The organism is Streptomyces sp. NPDC107500, from assembly GCF_055582785.1.
Window position 1 is genome coordinate 323,513 of the sequence record NZ_JBVJPF010000002.1, and the last position, 17,826, is coordinate 341,338.

The 17,826-nt window shown below is 73.0% G+C and carries 17 protein-coding genes; 7 read left to right on the forward strand and 10 right to left on the reverse strand.

Translation table 11 applies throughout. The features are described 5' to 3' along the window. Window positions 1-6: 6 nt before the first annotated feature. The 5 genes from ACZ67M_RS07515 to ACZ67M_RS07535 all read right to left on the reverse strand — a co-directional run bounded on the left by ACZ67M_RS07515 (window position 7) and on the right by ACZ67M_RS07535 (window position 4,819). Complete coding sequence (locus tag ACZ67M_RS07515) at window positions 7-1,188, reverse strand: ROK family transcriptional regulator (protein ID WP_122619004.1); 1,182 nt, start codon at window positions 1,186-1,188, stop codon at window positions 7-9. 240 nt (window positions 1,189-1,428) lie between these two features. Continuing rightward, entirely contained in the window at window positions 1,429-2,106 is a 678-nt protein-coding gene (locus ACZ67M_RS07520; protein WP_361358764.1) for a GntR family transcriptional regulator, read from the reverse strand. A 133-nt stretch (window positions 2,107-2,239) separates the two neighbouring features. Next, window positions 2,240-3,190: a beta-ketoacyl-ACP synthase III gene (locus ACZ67M_RS07525; RefSeq protein WP_361358761.1), complete on the reverse strand. Its 951-nt coding sequence runs from the start codon at window positions 3,188-3,190 to the stop codon at window positions 2,240-2,242. A 176-nt stretch (window positions 3,191-3,366) separates the two neighbouring features. Beyond that, a complete protein-coding gene (locus ACZ67M_RS07530) occupies window positions 3,367-3,510 on the reverse strand; it encodes an MFS transporter small subunit (RefSeq protein ID WP_181849452.1) in 144 nt (47 codons plus the stop codon). Beyond that, a complete protein-coding gene (locus ACZ67M_RS07535; RefSeq protein ID WP_361358758.1) occupies window positions 3,479-4,819 on the reverse strand; it encodes an OFA family MFS transporter in 1,341 nt (446 codons plus the stop codon). The genes ACZ67M_RS07530 and ACZ67M_RS07535 overlap by 32 nt, the downstream gene beginning before the upstream one ends. A 169-nt stretch (window positions 4,820-4,988) precedes the next feature. On the opposite strand from ACZ67M_RS07535, the gene ACZ67M_RS07540 reads away from it, so the two are divergent. The 7 genes from ACZ67M_RS07540 to ACZ67M_RS07570 all read left to right on the forward strand — a co-directional run bounded on the left by ACZ67M_RS07540 (window position 4,989) and on the right by ACZ67M_RS07570 (window position 12,142). Next, a complete protein-coding gene (locus tag ACZ67M_RS07540; RefSeq protein ID WP_392102199.1) occupies window positions 4,989-5,960 on the forward strand; it encodes a 2-dehydropantoate 2-reductase in 972 nt (323 codons plus the stop codon). Further along, on the forward strand, window positions 5,957-7,900 hold the full coding sequence (locus ACZ67M_RS07545; protein WP_469849975.1) for a molybdopterin oxidoreductase family protein: 1,944 nt from the start codon (window positions 5,957-5,959) through the stop codon (window positions 7,898-7,900). The genes ACZ67M_RS07540 and ACZ67M_RS07545 overlap by 4 nt, the downstream gene beginning before the upstream one ends. After that, the gene (locus ACZ67M_RS07550) at window positions 7,881-9,812 is read left to right on the forward strand and encodes an NAD(P)H-dependent oxidoreductase subunit E (protein WP_469849977.1); all 1,932 of its coding nucleotides are present in this window, start codon (window positions 7,881-7,883) and stop codon (window positions 9,810-9,812) included. The genes ACZ67M_RS07545 and ACZ67M_RS07550 overlap by 20 nt, the downstream gene beginning before the upstream one ends. Next, complete coding sequence (locus tag ACZ67M_RS07555) at window positions 9,809-10,669, forward strand: 2Fe-2S iron-sulfur cluster-binding protein (protein WP_125490634.1); 861 nt, start codon at window positions 9,809-9,811, stop codon at window positions 10,667-10,669. The genes ACZ67M_RS07550 and ACZ67M_RS07555 overlap by 4 nt, the downstream gene beginning before the upstream one ends. 18 nt (window positions 10,670-10,687) lie before the next feature. After that, window positions 10,688-11,536: a formate dehydrogenase accessory sulfurtransferase FdhD gene (gene fdhD, locus ACZ67M_RS07560; protein WP_385793513.1), complete on the forward strand. Its 849-nt coding sequence runs from the start codon at window positions 10,688-10,690 to the stop codon at window positions 11,534-11,536. A gap of 164 nt (window positions 11,537-11,700) precedes the next feature. Next, window positions 11,701-11,928 (forward strand): DUF6400 family protein, encoded by a 228-nt coding sequence (locus ACZ67M_RS07565; protein ID WP_392235582.1) that lies wholly within the window; start codon window positions 11,701-11,703, stop codon window positions 11,926-11,928. Then, window positions 11,912-12,142 carry a hypothetical protein gene (locus ACZ67M_RS07570; RefSeq protein WP_122618995.1) on the forward strand — a complete coding sequence of 77 codons (231 nt, stop codon included), beginning with the start codon at window positions 11,912-11,914 and terminating at the stop codon, window positions 12,140-12,142. Before ACZ67M_RS07565 ends, ACZ67M_RS07570 begins: the two co-directional genes overlap by 17 nt. Window positions 12,143-12,176: 34 nt before the next feature. Here ACZ67M_RS07570 and hypE read toward each other — a convergent pair whose 3' ends face one another. Genes hypE through hypB form a run of 5 tightly spaced genes read right to left on the reverse strand, consistent with a single transcriptional unit; the run spans window position 12,177 to window position 17,825 of the window. After that, window positions 12,177-13,244 carry a hydrogenase expression/formation protein HypE gene (gene hypE, locus ACZ67M_RS07575; protein WP_385793518.1) on the reverse strand — a complete coding sequence of 356 codons (1,068 nt, stop codon included), beginning with the start codon at window positions 13,242-13,244 and terminating at the stop codon, window positions 12,177-12,179. Continuing rightward, the gene (hypD, locus tag ACZ67M_RS07580) at window positions 13,237-14,373 is read right to left on the reverse strand and encodes a hydrogenase formation protein HypD (RefSeq protein ID WP_392013453.1); all 1,137 of its coding nucleotides are present in this window, start codon (window positions 14,371-14,373) and stop codon (window positions 13,237-13,239) included. Before hypD ends, hypE begins: the two co-directional genes overlap by 8 nt. Then, the gene (locus tag ACZ67M_RS07585) at window positions 14,370-14,699 is read right to left on the reverse strand and encodes a HypC/HybG/HupF family hydrogenase formation chaperone (protein WP_361358738.1); all 330 of its coding nucleotides are present in this window, start codon (window positions 14,697-14,699) and stop codon (window positions 14,370-14,372) included. Before ACZ67M_RS07585 ends, hypD begins: the two co-directional genes overlap by 4 nt. 10 nt (window positions 14,700-14,709) lie before the next feature. After that, a complete protein-coding gene (gene hypF, locus ACZ67M_RS07590; protein ID WP_469849981.1) occupies window positions 14,710-17,133 on the reverse strand; it encodes a carbamoyltransferase HypF in 2,424 nt (807 codons plus the stop codon). Beyond that, entirely contained in the window at window positions 17,130-17,825 is a 696-nt protein-coding gene (gene hypB, locus ACZ67M_RS07595) for a hydrogenase nickel incorporation protein HypB (RefSeq protein WP_361358733.1), read from the reverse strand. Before hypB ends, hypF begins: the two co-directional genes overlap by 4 nt. Between the last annotated feature and the right edge of the window lies 1 nt (window position 17,826).

Genomic DNA, 17,826 nt, shown 5'->3' on the forward strand with positions numbered 1-17,826 from the left:
CGGTGCCTACGCGGGTGAGAACAGGTGGTCGCTGATCAGGCGGGCCGCGCCGATGACTCCGGCGGTGGGACCCAACTCCCCCAGAACGATGGGGAGGTTGCCGGTCGCCAGCGGCAGCGACTGGCGGTAGACCTGGGTGCGGATCGCGGCGAGCAGGTTGTGGCCGAGGCCGGTCACCCCGCCGCCGATCACCACCAGGCCCGGGTTGAAGAAGCTGACCAGGCCCGCGATGACCTGGCCCGTGCTGCGGCCGCCCTCGCGGATCAGGTCGAGTGCGGTGGCGTCGCCCGCGGCGGCCGCGGCGGCGACGTCGGCGGCGCTGAGGACGCCGTTCGCCTCCAGCCGGTTCGCGAGTTCGGCCGAACCGCCCTGTTCGGCGGCCTCCATGGCGTCGCGGGCCAGCGCCGCGCCGCTGAAGTGGGCTTCCAGGCACCCCCGGTTGCCGCAGGCGCACTGGCGCCCGTCGGGCACGGCCTGGATGTGCCCGATGTCGCCCGCGCTGCCCGTGGTCCCCCGGTACACCTCACCGCCGACGACGATGCCGCAGCCGATGCCGGTACCGATCTTGACGACGAGGAAGTCGTGCACGGTGCGGGCGACGCCCGCGTGCTGCTCCCCCAGTGCCATCAGGTTGACGTCGTTGTCGACCATGACCGGGCAGCCGAGGTCCTGGCTGAGCGCCTCCCGCACGGGGAAGCCGTCCCAGCCCGGCATGATCGGCGGAGCCACCGGCACACCCTCGGGGAAGCGGACCGGCCCCGGGACGCCGATGCCGGCGCCGTCGAAGCCCTCCGCGAGTCCCGAGGCCCGCAGCTTGGCGGCCATGGACAGCACCTGCTCGAAGACCGCGACGGGTCCCTCGCGTACGTCCATGGGCTGGTTGATGTGGCCGAGGATCTCCAGCTCGGCGTTGGTGACGGCGACGTCGACCGAGGTCGCGCCGATGTCGACGCCGAGGAAGCGCAGTTCCGGGTTGAGCCGGACGTTGTGGCTGCGGCGCCCGCCGCGCGAGGCGGCGAGTCCGTCGGCCACGACCAGGCCCGTCTCCAGCAGCCGGTCCACCTCCACGGCCAGCTTGGACCGGGAGAGGTCGACCTGGTCGCCCAGCTGGGCACGGGAGTTGGGCCCGCCGTCGCGCAACAGCTGGAGCAGTCGCGCCTGGTGGGTGTTGGCGGGTCGTGCGGTCATGCGTCTCACGAGCCCCTCCCCGCCTCAATCGGCCTTGAGTGTGCCGGTTTCCGGCCACGTTCCGTGGCCTGCTTTCGGAGGGAACGTAGCAGTGGGCGCCGGGTGTGGGAAGAAGTCACGCACGAATTACTGCGAACTTTCTCCACTGAGTGGACAAAGGCGGGGGTGGCGTCGGTCGTACGCGGGCACGACGAAGCCGCCCGGCCTGTCCGCCGGGCGGCTCGCGTACAGGCTCTGACCTCAGGATTCTCCGCGCGCGTGGTACGAACGCCGGGTGTGCTCGGTGTGCTCGCGCATCAGCCGGGTCGCCGTCTGCTCGTCCCGGTCGGCGATGGCGGCGATCAGCCCGCGGTGCTCGATCCAGGACTGCCGGCCGCGCTGCCGGGCGATCGGCGTGTAGTACCAGCGGACCCGGCGGTCCACCTGTGCGGCCAGTTCACCGAGGACGGCGTTGCTCGCCAGGTCCATGATCTTCGCGTGGAAGCGGGCGTTGAGGACGACGGCGGCGTCCACGTCGTCGGCGGCGACGGCCCGCTCCCCCTCGTCGCACAGCTCCTCCAGCGCGGTCACGCCCGCTCGCCCGGCGTTGGCCGCGGCGAGCCGGGCCGCCTCGGCCTCCAGGAGTGTGCGCACCGTCAGGAGCTGGTCCGCCTCCTCCTCGGTCGGCTCGTGCACGAACGCCCCCTGCGCCGGGCGCAGATCGACCCAGCCCTCGGTGTTGAGCCGCTGGAGGGCCTCCCGCACCGGCTGCCTCGACACCCCCAGGTGGCCGGCGAGTTCGCTCTCGACGAGGTGCTGGCCGGGCCGGAGGGCGCGGGTGGTGATGAGTTCGAGCAGCGCCTCGTAGACGCGGTCGCGCAGCGGGCCGGGGCGTTCGAGCCTGGGCACCGCGCCCTGCGGCAGTCCTGCGGACAACATCGGTCCCCCTCGAAAGCCGGCACACAACCCCGTACGGGGAAGTATCGATTGTCTTTCGTCTACAGTCTACGGCGCACAGCGGACGGGGAGCCGGGGTGTAGGGCACGTCACATCGGGGGGCGGGCCGGGGTGTTCAGGGGCAGCGGACGACCTGTCCGGCGTAGGAGAGGTTGCCGCCGAAGCCGAAGAGCAGGACCGGGTCGCCGGTGGTGATCTCGCCGCGCTCGACCAGCTTGGAGAGGGCGAGGGGGATGCTCGCCGCGGAGGTGTTGCCGGACTCGACGACGTCCCGGGCGACCACGGCGTGGGGCGCGCCGATCTTCGCGGCGAGGGGTTCGATGATGCGCAGGTTGGCCTGGTGCAGGACGATCGCCGCGAGGTCGGCGGGTTCGAGGCCGGAGCGCTCGCAGGCCTGGCGGGCGATGGCGGGCAGCCGCGTGGTCGCCCAGCGGTAGACGCTCTGGCCCTCCTGGGCGAACCTCGGGGGCGTGCCCTCGATGCGGACCGCGTTGCCCATCTCGGGCACCGAGCCCCACAGCACGGGGCCGATACCGGGCTCCTCGCCCGGCGCGCAGGCCTCCACGACCGCGGCCCCCGCCCCGTCGCCGACCAGCACGCAGGTGGTGCGGTCGGTCCAGTCGGTCACCTCGGACATCTTGTCCGCGCCGATGACCAGCGCCCGGCTCGACGAACCGGCCCGGACCGCGTGGTCGGCGGTGGCCAGGGCGTGGGTGAAGCCCGCGCACACGACGTTGAGGTCCAGCGCCGCCGGGCCGGGCATGCCGAGGCGGGCCGCGACGCGGGCGGCGGTGTTCGGGGAGCGGTCGATCGCGGTGGAGGTGGCGACCACGACCATGTCCACGTCGGCGGGGGTCAGGCCGGCCGAGGCGAGCGCCTTGGCTGCGGCGTGGCCGGCCAGCTCGTCGACCGGCTCGTCCGGCCCGGCGATCCGTCGGGTGCGGATTCCCGCCCGGCTCCTGATCCACTCGTCACTGGTGTCGACCATGCCCGCCAGGTCCTCGTTGGTCAGGACCCGGGCGGGCTGGTAGTGGCCGACGGCGGTGATCCGGGAGCCTTGGTGCATGGGTGGAGTCCTCGCTGCCTCGGGTACGGGATCCACCAGTGTGATCAGTGACCGACGGGTACGACGGCAGGTGATACGACAGGAAACGGGCGCCCGGCTTGTCGGCTTCGGTCAGCATCCCTCCGCCGGCGGGACACCCGTTCCCGTCCTCCCCCGTCCGTCCACGTCGGCCTCGGCTACCCGGTGAAGAGCTGGGTCGCCTTGCGGACGAGTTCGTACAGCCCGTAGGCGAGCGGTGCGCCCACCCAGAGCCAGGTGAAGGCGATCAGCGGCCGCCGGTCGGGGACCTCAGGCGGACTCGGGCTGCTGTCGTGGGACATCGGCGGCCTCCTTCGGTGCCTCGGGCGTGGGCCGGTGGTGGCGGGGGTGGACGGGGCGGACGAGTTCGTTGGCGACGAAGCCGACCACCAGCAGCCCGATCATGATGACGAAGGAGGTGCCGTACAGGGCGGAGCCGTGGCGTCCGGCCTCCTCCTGCCGGTCGGCGATCCAGTTGACGATCAGCGGGCCGAGCACGCCGGCGGTGGACCAGGCGGTGAGCAGCCGGCCGTGGATGGCGCCGACCTGGTAGGTGCCGAAGAGGTCCTTGAGGTAGGCGGGGATGGTCGCGAAGCCTCCCCCGTAGAAGGAGAGCACGACGAGGGCGCACAGGACGAACAGCGGCTTGGAGGAGTCGCCGAACAGGGCGATCAGCGCGTACATCACCGCGCCGACACCCAGGTAGACGCGGTAGATGTTCTTGCGTCCGATCAGGTCGGAGGTCGAGGACCAGCCGATCCGGCCCGCCATGTTGGCCGCCGACAGCAGGGCGACGAAGCCCGCCGCGGCGGTCACCGACACCGGTGTGGAGGTGTCGGCGAAGAAGTCCGTGATCATCGGCGCGGCCTTCTCCAGGATGCCGATGCCGGCCGTCACGTTCATGCAGAGCACGACCCACAGCAGCCAGAACTGCGGGGTGCGCAGGGCGGCGCGGGCCGAGACCTGCACGCCCTCCAGGGCGACCGGGGTGCCGTCCGCCCGCTCTTTGGGACGGGGCACCCGCACCAGCAGCACGCCGAGCAGCATGAAGACGGCGTACGCCAGTCCGTGCACGAGGAAGGCGAGCGCGATGCCCGAGCTGTCGGTGCCGAAGGACTCCAGCATCTGCGCCGACCAGGGCGAGGCGATGAGGGCGCCGCCGCCGAAGCCCATGATGGCGATGCCGGTGGCCATGCCCGGCCGGTCCGGGAACCATTTGATCAGGGTCGAGACCGGCGAGATGTAGCCGATGCCGAGACCGATGCCGCCGACGAAGCCGTAGCCGAAGACGATCAGCCAGTACTGCTCCACGGCCGCGCCGAGCGCGGAGATCAGGAAGCCGGACGAGAAGCAGACCAGGGCGACGGTCATCGCCCAGCGCGGCCCGTGCCGTTCCACGAGCGTGCCGCCGAACGCGGCCGACAGGCCGAGCATGACGATGCCGAGCTGGAAGGGCAGCGCGCTCTGGGTGCCGCTGAGGCCGAGCGCGGATTCCAGGGGCGGTTTGAACACGGACCAGGCATAGGCCTGACCGATGGAGAGATGGATCGAGAGTGCTGCCGGGGGAACGAGCCAGCGGCTCCAGCCCGGGGGTGCGACGGGGGGACTCATGGGTCCCCAACCGTATGGACTGGGAAAGCGCTTGAGAAGACTGTTGAGCACACAACCACTAGTGCTGCACAAAGCCTTGCTGCGCCAACCTCCATACTGTAGACAATATTTCGTCGACATCTCGTTCGGCAGTTCCGCGGTATCCCTCGACCGAACGGAGCTTCCCGTCATGAAAGTCGCAGTCCTCGGCGCCGGGGCGATCGGCGCCTACGTCGGTGCCGCGCTCCACCGTGCGGGCGCCGACGTGCATCTCATCGCCCGTGGACCGCATCTGGCGGCCATGAGGCAGTACGGAGTACGAGTACGCAGCCCGCGCGGCGACTTCACCGCGCACCCCCGCGCCACCGACGACCCGGGCGAAGTCGGCCCGGCCGACTACGTGTTCCTGGGCCTGAAGGCCAACTCGTACGCGGCGTGCGGGCCGCTGATCGAGCCGCTGCTGCACGACACCACGGCGGTCGTGGCCGCCCAGAACGGCATTCCCTGGTGGTACTTCCACGGCCACGGCGGCCCCTACGACGGGCGCCGCCTGGAGAGCGTGGACCCGGCCGGCGCGGTCAGCGCGGTGCTCGCGCCCGAACGGGCCGTGGGCTGCGTGGTCTACGCGGCCACCGAACTCGAACAGCCGGGCGTCGTCCGGCACGTGGAAGGCACCCGCTTCTCCGTGGGCGAGCCCGCCCGCGGTGTCTCGGCACGGTGTCTGGCGTTCAGCGAGGCGATGCGCGCGGGCGGCCTCAAGTGCCCGGTCGAGCCCGACCTGCGGGGCGACATCTGGCTGAAGCTGCTGGGCAACATCTCCTTCAACCCGATCAGCGCCCTGGCCCGCGCCACCATGCGGCAGATGTGCCTGCACGGCGGCACCCGGCAGGTCATCGAGACCATGATGACCGAGACGCTGTCGGTGGCCGCCGCGCTCGGCTGCGAGGTCGGCGTCTCCATCGAACGCCGCCTCGCGGGCGCCGAGCGCGTCGGCGACCACCGCACCTCCACGCTCCAGGACCTGGAGCGCGGCAAGCCGCTCGAACTGGACGTGCTGCTCGCGGCCGTCGTCGAGCTGGCGGAGATCACCGGGGTCCCGGTGCCGACCCTGCGCACCGTGCACGCCCTGTCGGACCTGCTCGCGCTGAGGAGCGCCGCATGAGCCAACGCCAACGAAACCACCGGGACCGGAACCCGAAGACCTACACCCGACTCACCCACCCCCTCGTCCGGGACTCGCGTGACGCGCCCTTCCGCCGCGCCACCTGGGACGAGGCCCTGGACCGCACCGCGCGGGGCCTGACCGCGGCGCGCGGCGCCTTCGGGCTGTTCTCCTGCGCCCGGGCCACCAACGAGATGAACTACGTGGCGCAGAAGTTCGCCCGGGTGGTCATGGGCACCCACAACGTCGACTCCTGCAACCGCACCTGCCACGCGCCCAGCGTCGCGGGCCTGTCGGCCGCCTTCGGCTCGGGCGGCGGAACCTCGTCGTACGAGGAGGTCGAGCACACCGACCTGATCGTGATGTGGGGCTCCAACGCCCGTTTCGCGCACCCGATCTTCTTCCAGCACGTGCTGAAGGGCATCCGGGCCGGCGCCCGCATGTACGCCGTCGACCCGCGCCGCACCTCCACCGCCGAGTGGGCGGAGAGCTGGCTCGGGCCCAACGTGGGCACGGACATCCCGCTGGCGCACGCGATCGGCCGCGAGATCATCCACGCCGGGCTGGCCAACGAGGCGTTCATCGCACGGGCCACCACCGGCTACGCCGAGTACCGGGCGCTGGTCGAGCCCTGGACGCTCTCCCTCGCCGAGAAGGTGACGGGCGTACCGGCGGCCGCCATCCGCGATCTGGCGCACGCCTACGCCCGCGCCGAGCGCGCCCAGCTGTGCTGGACCCTCGGCATCACCGAGCACCACAACGGCACCGACAACGTCCGCGCGCTGATCAACCTCTCCCTGCTCACCGGCCACGTCGGCCGCTACGGCTCGGGCCTCCAGCCGCTGCGCGGCCAGAACAACGTGCAGGGCGGCGGGGACATGGGCGCCATCCCCAACCGGCTGCCCGGCTTCCAGGACGTGCTGGACCCGGAGGTCCGGCTGAAGTTCGAGTCGGCCTGGGACACGGTCATCCAGCCGCACCACGGCCTCACCCTGACGGAGATGTTCGAGGCGATGGAAGAGGGCTCGCTGCGGGCCGTCTACTGCATCGGCGAGAACCCGGCCCAGTCGGAGGCGGACAGCGAACAGGCGATCCGCCGGCTGCGGGCGCTGGACTTCCTCGTCGTCCAGGACATCTTCCTGACGAAGACCGCCGAACTGGCCGACGTGGTCCTGCCGGCGACGGCCGGCTGGGCGGAGACCGACGGCACCACCACGAACAGCGAGCGCCGCGTGCAGCGCGTCCGCCGCGCGGTGACCCCGCCCGGTGCGGCCCGGGAGGACATCGACATCCTCTGCGACCTCGCGACCCGCCTCGGCCACGACTGGAAGTACGCGGACGCCGAGTCGGTCTGGAACGAACTGCGTTCTCTGTCCCCGGACCACCACGGGATGACGTACGCGCGCCTTGAGGAGCACCAGGGCATCCAGTGGCCGTGCCCGAGCACCGAGGCACTGGAACCCACCTACCTGCACGGCAGGTTGTGGGAGCCGGACCCGGCCCTGCGCGGCCTGCCCGCGCCCTTCGGGATCGTGGCCCACGACCCGCCCGTGGACCTCACCGACGAGGAGTACCCGATCCGGCTCACCACCGGACGGCGCCTCGACTCCTACAACACCGGTGTGCAGACCAGCGGCTACGCCTCCCCGCTGCGCCGTGGCGAGTCCGTCGAGCTGTGCCCCGAGGACGCCGAGCGCTACGGGGTGGTGGTCGGCGAGGAGGTGCGGGTGACCTCGCGGCGCGGCTCGCTGCTCGCGCCCGTCTGGGTCGACACGGCACTGCGCCCCGGGCTGGCCTTCATGAGCTTCCACTTTCCCGACGAGGTGGACACCAACCAGCTGACCATCGAGGCCAACTGCCCCATCGCCGGGACGGCGGAGTTCAAGGCCTCGGCGATCCGGATCGAGAAGGTGAGCACCGGTGGACCTGCGCTTCGGTGACGGCAAGCCGACGGACGAGGAACGCGCGGCCGTGGACGCCCTGCTCGGCCCGCCCGAGTCGTCCTGGGAGGGCGCCGACCGCTCCGACGCCGACCTGAGGTGGGCCCGCGGCGGCCGCGAGGCCCGGGACCGCCGCGACCTGCTGCTGCCCGGACTGCACGCCCTCAACGACCGGATCGGCTGGATCAGCGAGGGCGCCCTGGACTACCTGTGCCGCCGCCTGACCGTGCCGCCGGCCGAGGCGTACGGCGTCGCCACGTTCTACGCCATGTTCTCGGTCCGCCCCCGCCCGGCGACGGTCCTCCACGTCTGCACCGACCTGGCGTGCACGACGGCGGGCGCGGGCGAGCTGTGCGCGGCGGTGGAGGCACGTCTGGGCCCGGAGAGCGGCGTCAAGGTCGAACGCTCCCCGTGCCTCGGCCTGTGCGAACGAGCACCCGCGGCCTTGGCGATACGCGCGGGCGCTCCAGCCCGTCCGGCGTTCGAGGACGAGACCGTCCAGGCCGACAGCGGCGGTCCGGGGGCGGCAGCCCCCGGGGTCGGGAACGGGAAGGGGCGGCGGGGGCGAGAGACCCGCCACGCCACCGCCGTCGTCGCCCCCGCGACCCCCGAGGCCACCGTCAACGCGGCCACCGCCCCCGAGACGGCGCCGCCAGAACCCGCCCCCGCGCTCGCGGTCCCCCAGGCCGGCTCACCCGGCCTCACCCTGCTCCAACGCATAGGCGCCACCGACCCCACCTCCCTGGACGCCTACCGCGCCGCCGGCGGCTACACCGCCCTGCGCCGCGCCTTCGCCCTCGGCCCCGCCGGCGTCATCCGCGAGGTCACCGACGCCGGCCTGGTCGGCCGCGGCGGCGCCGCCTTCCCCACCGGACGCAAGTGGCAGGCGACCGCCGCCCAGCCCGACCACCCGCACTACCTGGTCTGCAACGCCGACGAATCCGAACCGGGCACCTTCAAGGACCGCGTCCTGATGGAGGGCGACCCGTACGCCCTGGTCGAGGCGATGACGATCGCGGCGTACGCGACCGGCGCGCACCGCGGCTACCTCTACCTCCGCGGCGAGTACCCGCGCGCCCTCGCCCGCCTCACCCACGCCCTCGCGCAGGCCCGCGCCCGCGGCCTGCTCGGCGACGACGTCCTCGGCCAGGGATACGCCTTCGACATCGAGATCCGGCGGGGGGCGGGCGCGTACATCTGCGGTGAGGAGACCGCTCTGTTCAACTCCATCGAGGGCTACCGGGGCGAGCCGCGCTCCAAGCCCCCGTTCCCCGTGGAGAAGGGCCTGTTCGGCAAGCCGACGGTGGAGAACAACGTCGAGACCCTGGTCAACGTCCTGCCGATCCTGACCATGGGCGCCCAGGCGTACGCGGCGATCGGCACGCCGACGTCCACCGGGCCGAAGCTGTTCTGCGTGTCGGGCAGCGTGCGCAGGCCCGGTGTGTACGAACTCCCCTTCGGCGCGACCCTGGGCGAACTGCTCACCCTCGCGGGTGTCCGGGACAACCTGCGGGCGGTGCTGCTGGGCGGCGCGGCCGGCGGGTTCGTCCGCCCCGACGAACTCGGCATCCCGCTCACCTTCGAGGGCACCCGCGAGGCCGGCACGACGCTCGGATCCGGGGTCGTGATGGCCTTCGACGACACCGTTGCGCTCCCCCGGCTGCTGCTGCGCATCGCCGAGTTCTTCCGCGACGAGTCGTGCGGCCAGTGCGTGCCGTGCCGGGTCGGGACGGTGCGTCAGGAGGAGGCGCTGCACCGGATCGCGGACCGCACGGGCGCCGCCGCGGCCGGGGACGTCGCACTGCTGCGGGAGGTCGGGCGGGCGATGCGGGACTCCTCGATCTGCGGACTGGGACAGACCGCGTGGAACGCCGTGGAATCCGCCATCGACCGTCTGGGGGCGTACGAATGACCGCGATACCGCTCGGAGTGCCGCGCCGGCTGGTGGAGTTCACCCTCGACGGGCAGGAGGCCCGGGTCCCCGAGGGCTCGACGATCCTGGACGCCTGCCGGGCCGCCGGGAAGGACGTCCCGACCCTGTGCCAGGGCGACACCCTCACCCCGAAGAACGCCTGCCGGGTCTGCGTGGTGGAGGTCGAGGGCGCCCGGACGCTCGCCCCGGCCTGCTCGCGCCGCGCGGAGCAGGGCATGGTCGTGCGCACCGACACCGAGCGCGCCCGGCACAGCCGCAAGGTCGTGCTCGAACTGCTCGCGTCCTCGGTCGACCTGTCGACGACCCCGTCGGTCGCGCAGTGGATCAAGGAGTACGAGGCGAAGCCGGACCGTTTCGGTCCCGACGCGGCCCGCGTCGACGAGGAGCCGCGCGTCGACAACGACCTGTACGTGCGGGACTACGGCAAGTGCATCCTCTGCTACAAGTGCGTGGACGCCTGCGGCGACCAGTGGCAGAACAGCTTCGCCATCTCCGTCTCCGGCCGGGGTTTCGACGCCCGGATCGCGGTGGAGCACGACGGTCCGCTGACCGACTCCGCGTGCGTCTACTGCGGCAACTGCATCGAGGTGTGCCCCACGGGCGCCCTCTCCTTCAAGTCGGAGTTCGACATGCGGGCCGCCGGGACGTGGGACGAGGAGCGGCAGACCGCCACGACGACCGTGTGCGCGTACTGCGGAGTGGGCTGCAACCTCACGCTCCACGTGCAGGACAATGAGATCGTGAAGGTCACCTCACCGCACGACAACCCGGTGACCCACGGCAACCTCTGCATCAAGGGCCGCTTCGGCTACCAGCACGTACAGAACCGGGACTGACCGGCAAGGGGCACGGACATGGGACGAGTCACGGAACGACGCAAGGTGATCCGCGTACGGGACGGCGCGGTCACCACCCGCCCGGACACGCTCGTCGCCGAGGAACCGCTGGAGATCCGGCTGAACGGCAAGCCGCTGGCGATCACGATGCGCACCCCCGGCGACGACTTCGCGCTGGCGGCCGGCTTCCTGGTCAGCGAGGGCGTGCTCGCCGAGCGGGACGATCTCCAGAACATCGTGTACTGCGCCGGCGCCACGGTCGACGGCTCGAACACGTACAACGTGGTCGACGTGCGGACCTCCCCCGGCGTGTCGATCCCCGACATCACCCTGGAGCGGAACGTCTACACGACCTCGTCCTGCGGGCTGTGCGGCAAGGCGAGCCTGGACGCGGTGCGCACGACCGCCCGCTGGCCCATCGCCGACACTCCCCCGGTCCTGGTCACCCCGGAGCTGCTGGCGGACCTGCCGGACCGGCTGCGCGCCTCCCAGCGGGTCTTCGACCGGACCGGCGGACTGCACGCGGCGGCCCTGTTCACCGAGGACGGGGAGCTGGTCGACGTGCGGGAGGACGTCGGGCGGCACAACGCGGTCGACAAGCTGGTCGGCCGCGCCCTTCAGAACGGGGACCTGCCGCTGTCCCGCTCCGTGCTGCTGGTGTCGGGCCGGGCCTCCTTCGAGCTGGCGCAGAAGGCCGTGATGGCGGGCATCCCGGTGCTGGCCGCGGTGTCGGCACCGTCCTCGCTCGCGGTGGACCTGGCCGCCGAGACGGGGCTGACGCTGGTCGGGTTCCTGCGCGGCAGCTCCATGAACGTGTACGCGGGCGAGGACCGCGTCGCCCTGCGGGCCACGGCCGGCCAGGGCTGACCCCGCTCCCCGCGGCACGGCGGCGGGGCCCCGGCCGGCGGGGAGCGCCCCCTGCGCCGCGGGGCCCCGCCGTGGATGGCGTCGGTCACATCGCCTTTCCCCACGGCCTCACGCTCTGGTAGGAGTGGCTGGACCCGTACGTTCCCCCGCGAAAGCCGCGTTCCATGAGTGACTTCGTGCTCGACCTCTCCCTCGAGGAGGCCCGTAGGCGTGCCGAGGTGGTGGCGGCGCTCGGCCCCGACTGGGACCCGGTCGCCGCGCTGCGTTCGGAGCAGGAGGCGCACGCCCTGCTCTACTCCGGGCTGGACGCGGAGCAGGAGCGGACGTACGCGATGCTCGTGGCGGCCGGTGTGCTGCCGGAGGCGGACCGGGGCGATGCGTCTCCCCATTGATCCGCAGGCCGACCGGGCCCGCCGCGCCTGGGTCCCCTGCCCCGGCTGCGACGACGCCCGCGACTGCGGGACGTGCGCCGCGCGGCGGAACTGCCCGGCGCACTGGCGCTACCTCATTGCCAACGACGGCCCGCGCGTCCACCTCCAGTGCCCGGGCTGCACCCACACCTGGACCCTGGACACCCGCCCCGGACGGCGCGGCCGGTCCGGCTGACCCGGCACCCCGGCCCGCCCCGTCGCCGGACCGGTCAGCAGATCCGCGGCAGTTGCTCCCCGAGCGGCATGTCCACCACCCGGGTGCCACCGAGCCCGGTCCGGGCGACGACCATGCCGGGGTGGTCCGCGACCACCTCGCCGACCACCGCCGCCTCGGCGCCCAGCGGATGGGCCCGCATCGCGGCGAGGACCGCGTCGGCGTGGTCGCGCGGGACGAAGGCGACGAGCTTGCCCTCGTTGGCCACGTACATCGGGTCGAGGCCCAGCATGGCGCACGCCCCGGCGACGGGCGCCGGCACCGGGACCGCGCGCTCCTGGACGGCGATCCCGCATCCGGAGGCGGCGGCGATCTCGTTGAGCGAGGCCGCCAGGCCGCCGCGGGTCGGGTCGCGCAGCGCGTGCAGGTCGGGGCAGACCGCCAGCATCGCCTCGACCAGCCCGCCGAGCGCCGCGCAGTCGCTCTCCACGTCCGTCTCGAACCGCAGGTTCTCCCGCTCGCTCAGGATGGCCACGCCGTGCACGCCGATGGCGCCGCTGACCAGGACGACGTCGCCCGGCACGACCCGGCGCGGGTGCGGGTCGACACCGTCGGGGACCAGGCCGATGCCGGAGGTGTTCACGTAGACGCCGTCGCCGTGCCCGGCCTCCACGACCTTGGTGTCGCCCGTGACGACCCGGACCCCGGCCGCGCGGGCGGCGGCCCCGAGCGCCTCGGACACCTTGGCGACCGTGTCGATCGGGACGCCCTCCTCCAGGATCAGCCCGCAGGAGAGGTAGGCGGCACGGGCACCGCTCATGGCGAGGTCGTTGACCGTGCCGTTGACGGCGAGGTCGCCGATGCTGCCGCCGGGGAAGAACAGCGGCCGGACCACGAACGTGTCGGTGGAGAAGGCGAGCCGGGCCCCGCCCAGTTCGACCACGGCCGAGTCGGTCAGCGGCACCGGCGCGGGACCGGCGAGCGCCGGGACGACGACCTGCTCGATCAGCTCGGCGGAGAGGGCACCGCCCCCGCCGTGGCCCATCACCACGCGCGGCCCGTCCCGCAGGGGCGCCGGGCAGGTCCAGGAGAGCATGTCCGGTGCTGCGGTGGTGTCAGACAACGGCGCTGTCCTCCAGGCTCGTGGCGGCCGGACGGGCCGGCAGTTCCAGCCGCCGGTACAGGTAGTACGCCGCGCAGGCGCCCTCGCTGGAGACCATGGTGGCTCCGAGTGGCGTGCGCGGGGTGCAGGTGGTGCCGAAGACCTCGCACTCGTGCGGTTTGATCAGGCCCTGCAGGACCTCTCCGCTGCGGCACTCGGCGGGCTCGCGGGTGGCGATGTCGCCGACCTGGAAGCGGTGTTCGGCGTCGTGGTCCCGGTAGCGGGCGGAGAGCCGCCAGCCGCTGTCCGGGATGGTCCCGATGCCTCGCCAGGCACGGTCGGTGACCTCGAAGACGTCGTCCAGCATCGCCAGGGCGGCCGGGTTGCCCTCGGGCCGCACCGCGCGCGGGTAGGCGTTCTCGACGGTGTGCTCGCCCCGTTCGAGCTGACGCACCGTGCGGCGTACGCCCTCCAGGATGTCCAGCGGTTCGAAGCCGGTCACCACGATGGGCACCTTGAACCGTTCGGCGAGCGCCGGGTACTCCTCGGTGCCCATCACGCTGCACACGTGCCCGGCGGCCAGGAAGCCCTGCACCCGGCAGTCGGGCGACATCATGACCGCCTCGATCGCCGGCGGGACGCGCACGTGGGAGACGAGCAGGCTGAAGTTGCGGATGCCACGCCTGCGCGCCTGGTGGACCGTCATGGCGTTGGGCGGCGCGGTCGTCTCGAAGCCGATGCCGAAGAACACGACCTCGCGGCCGGGGTTCTCCTCGGCGATCCGCAGCGCGTCGAGCGGGGAGTAGACGACCCGGACGTCGCCGCCCGCGCCCCGGACCTGGAACAGGTCACGGCCGGTGCCCGGCACGCGGAGCATGTCGCCGAAGGAGCAGAAGATCACCCCGGGCCGGGAGGCGATCTCCAGGGCCTTGTCGATGACCTCCAGCGGGGTCACGCACACCGGACAGCCCGGCCCGTGAATCAACTCGATCTCGTCGGGCAGCAGTTGGTCGATGCCGTGCCGGATGATGGTGTGCGTCTGGCCGCCGCACACCTCCATCAGCGCCCACGGCCTGGTCACCGTGGCCCTGATGTCGTCGAGGAGGCGGGCCGCCAGCTCCGGGTCCTGGAACTCGTCGATGTACTTCACGGCCGTACCTCCTCGGCGAGGCCCTCGCCGTCCGCCGGGCCGGACTGCCCGGCCCGCGCCGCCAGTTCGGCCTGTTCCCACGGGTCGCCGAACTCCTCCTGGAGCATCCCGAGGTTCTCGAACAGCTCCAGCGTCCTGCGGGCCGACTCCTCGTCGAGCCGTTGGAGGGCGAAGCCGACATGGACGATGGTGTACTCGCCGACCTTCAGGTCGGGCAGGTACTCCAGGCACACCTCCTTGACCACGCCGCCGAAGTCGACGGTGGCCATCCTGGTGCCGTCCCTGTCCTCGACGCCCAGCACTCTGCCGGGTACCGCCAGGCACATGTCTGTCTCCTCACTGGTTGAGAGCCGCCGCGCGGGCGGCCACGACGAGCTGGCCGAGGGCCAGTCCACCGTCGCCCGGCGGGATGGCCCGATGGCGCAGCACGGTGAAGCCGTCGGCGCCGAGGCCGCGGGCGCAGGCGGAGGAGAGCACCGTGTTGGCGAACACTCCGCCGGTCAGGGCAACCGTCCGCAGGCCGGTCTCCTCGCGGGCCGCCGCGCACACCGTGCGCACCAGGCGGGCGACGGCGTGGTGGAACCGGGCCGCGACGACGGCCGCGGGGGTGCCCCGCCGTACGTCCTCCACCACGGCGGCCAGCAGGGGCGCGGGGTCGGCGCTCAGCGGGGTGCCGTCGTCCCGCTCGCGGCCGGCCGTCAGGTGGAAGGCGTGGCGCGGATCCTCGCCGGCCTGGTCCCCGGCGAGGACGGCCGCCGCCTCCAGCTCGATCGCGGCCTGTGCCTCGTAGCCGGCGTGGTGGCAGACGCCGGCCAGTGAGGAGACGGCGTCGAAGAGCCGGCCCATGCTGGAGGTCGGTACGCAGTTCAGCCCGGTCTTCAACTGCTGTCGCAGCAGTGTGAGTTCGGCGGGCGGGCAGGCCGCGGTGCACGGCAGGTCGGGGGCGGCGGCGAGGCCCGCCGCGTGCAGGTGCGCCAGCGCCATGCGGTAGGGACGTCGTACCGCCGCGTCGCCCCCGGGCAGCGGCACGTGGGCGAGGTGGGCGAAGCGGCGGAAGCCGTCGTACCCCGCGAGCAGGAACTCGCCGCCCCACACGGCGCCGTCGTCCCCGTGCCCGGTGCCGTCGAAGGCGACGCCGATCACCCGCTCCCCCTCGGGCACACCGTGCTCGGCGAGGACCGAGGCGATGTGCGCGTGGTGGTGCTGGACCCGGAGCACCGGGCGGCCCCCGGCGTGCCGTCGCGCCCAGGACGCCGACCGGTACGCCGGATGCGTGTCGGTGACCAGCAGCTCCGGGCGGACGCCGGTGACCGACTCCAGTTGCCGGGCCGCACGCCCGAGCGCGCGCTGGGTCGACAGGTCGTCCATGTCGCCGATGTGGGCGGAGAGCCAGGCCCGCTCGCCCTGGCCGAGGCAGAAGACGTTCTTGAGGTCGCCGCCCACGGCGAGTGACGGGACCACCGGGACGGGCAGCGTCACCGGCAGCGGGGCGTAGCCGCGGGAGCGGCGCAGGACCAGCGGCTCGCCGTCGCAGACGCGGACGACGGAGTCGTCGCACGGCACGTGGATCGCGCGGTCGTGGGTGAGCCAGGCGTCGGCCAGCCCGGCCAGCCGCTCCAGGGCCTCGTCCTCGTCGGTGACGATGGGTTCCCCGGAGAGGTTGCCGCTCGTCATCACCAGCAGCCGGGGCGCGTCGCCCGGGCCGTCCGGGCCGGTCGTCCCGAGCAGCAGATGGTGCACGGGCGTGTACGGCAGCATGACGCCGAGGTCGGGGCTGCCCGGCGCGACGCCGTCGGCGGGCATCGGGGCGCCCGGCACGGCGACGGCGTCCGTGCGCCGCCGCATCAGGACCACCGGGCGGACCGCGCCGGTGAGCAACTCCCTCTCCACCGGGCCGAGGTGCACGAGGTGTTCGATGTCCGCGACGTCCCGGGCCATCACCGCGAACGGCTTGGCGCCCCGGGCCTTGCGGCGGCGCAGCTCGGCGACCGCCTCCGCTCGGGTGGCGTCGCAGGCGAGGTGGTAGCCGCCGATGCCCTTCACCGCGAGGACGGCCCCCGCGGCGAGCAGCGCACGCGCCGCGGCGACGGGGTCGGCCCCGGACGCCGAGCCGTCCGGGGCGACGGCGTCCCGGCCGTCCGCCGTGACGAGCCGCAGCCGTGGTCCGCACGCGGGACAGGCCACGGGCTGCGCGTGGAAGCGGCGGTCGGCGGGATCCCGGTACTCGCGGTCGCAGTCGGCGCACAGGGGGAAGCCCGCCATCGTCGTCTGCGCACGGTCGTAGGGCAGGCCGGTGACGATGGTGAAGCGCGGCCCGCAGTGCGTGCAGGTGATGAAGGGGTGGCGGTGGCGCCGGTCGGCGGGGTCGGCGAGTTCGGCCAGGCAGTCGCGGCAGGTCGCGGTGTCGGGTGCCACGAGGGTGCGGACCCGGTCGCCGGTGCCGGAGGGGACGATGCTGAATCCGCGTTCCTCGGTGGCGGGGACCTCGGTCGTCTCCACCGAGTCGACCACCGCGAGGGGCGGTGCGCCGGGTGCGAGCCGGGCGCAGAAGAGGTCGACGTCCCCGGTCGGTCCCTCGACCTCCACCAGGACGCCGTCACCGGTGTTGGTCACGTGCCCGGCCAGCCGCAGGTCCGTGGCGAGCCCGTACACGAACGGGCGGAAGCCCACCCCCTGCACCACGCCGCGTACGACGACGCGGGTCCGCCGTGCCGGCGGGTCCCCCTTCGGTGGTGCGCCGGTGCCGGGGCCGGTGTTCACACCTGTGCCCGGTCCATCACCGGGGCGTGGACCGCGTCCCCGGCGGCGGCGGCGAGTGCCCGGTCGACGAGCACACCGGCGCCCTCGCCGGTGCGTACGGAGCTGAGTACGACGTCGACCCCCGGGTTGACCCGCTGCACGTGGGCGCGGAAGGCGGCCTCGTCGAACTCGGCCGGTCCGGCCAGGTCGGACTTGGTGACGATGACGAGCTGGGCGAGGCCGAACGCGGTGGGGTACTTGAGCGGCTTGTCCTCGCCCTCGGTGACGGAGGCGAGGACCACCCGCAGGGATTCGCCCAGGTCGTAGGAGGCGGGGCAGACGAGGTTGCCCACGTTCTCCACGAAGAGCAGGCCGGTGTCCTCGGGCAGCCAGTCGTGCAGGTGGCCGGCGAGCATGTCCGCCTCCAGGTGGCACAGCCCGTCGGTGAGCACCTGCTTGACCGGTACGCCGGCCCGGGCCAGCCGGTTGGCGTCGTTCTCGGTGGCGAGGTCCGCGGTGAGGGCCGCGACGGCGATGCCGCGCTCCCGGGCCAGCCGCAGCTCACGCTCCAGCAGGGCCGTCTTCCCGCTGCCCGGGCTGGAGAGGAGGTTGATCACCGTCGTGCCCCGGGCGGTGAGTTCGGTGCGCAGGATGCCCGCCGCCATCGTGTTCTTGGCGAGCACGGCCTGCCGGAGGTCGACTGTGCGGCACATC

Coding starts and splice junctions, on each gene's coding strand:
- ACZ67M_RS07515 (WP_122619004.1), bottom strand. CDS start 1,188: ATGACCGCACGACCCGCCAACACCCACCAGGCGCGACTGCTCCAGCTG.
- ACZ67M_RS07520 (WP_361358764.1), bottom strand. CDS start 2,106: ATGTTGTCCGCAGGACTGCCGCAGGGCGCGGTGCCCAGGCTCGAACGC.
- ACZ67M_RS07525 (WP_361358761.1), bottom strand. CDS start 3,190: ATGCACCAAGGCTCCCGGATCACCGCCGTCGGCCACTACCAGCCCGCC.
- ACZ67M_RS07530 (WP_181849452.1), bottom strand. CDS start 3,510: ATGTCCCACGACAGCAGCCCGAGTCCGCCTGAGGTCCCCGACCGGCGG.
- ACZ67M_RS07535 (WP_361358758.1), bottom strand. CDS start 4,819: ATGAGTCCCCCCGTCGCACCCCCGGGCTGGAGCCGCTGGCTCGTTCCC.
- ACZ67M_RS07540 (WP_392102199.1), top strand. CDS start 4,989: ATGAAAGTCGCAGTCCTCGGCGCCGGGGCGATCGGCGCCTACGTCGGT.
- ACZ67M_RS07545 (WP_469849975.1), top strand. CDS start 5,957: ATGAGCCAACGCCAACGAAACCACCGGGACCGGAACCCGAAGACCTAC.
- ACZ67M_RS07555 (WP_125490634.1), top strand. CDS start 9,809: ATGACCGCGATACCGCTCGGAGTGCCGCGCCGGCTGGTGGAGTTCACC.
- fdhD (WP_385793513.1), top strand. CDS start 10,688: ATGGGACGAGTCACGGAACGACGCAAGGTGATCCGCGTACGGGACGGC.
- ACZ67M_RS07565 (WP_392235582.1), top strand. CDS start 11,701: ATGAGTGACTTCGTGCTCGACCTCTCCCTCGAGGAGGCCCGTAGGCGT.
- ACZ67M_RS07570 (WP_122618995.1), top strand. CDS start 11,912: ATGCGTCTCCCCATTGATCCGCAGGCCGACCGGGCCCGCCGCGCCTGG.
- ACZ67M_RS07585 (WP_361358738.1), bottom strand. CDS start 14,699: ATGTGCCTGGCGGTACCCGGCAGAGTGCTGGGCGTCGAGGACAGGGAC.
- hypB (WP_361358733.1), bottom strand. CDS start 17,825: ATGTGCCGCACAGTCGACCTCCGGCAGGCCGTGCTCGCCAAGAACACG.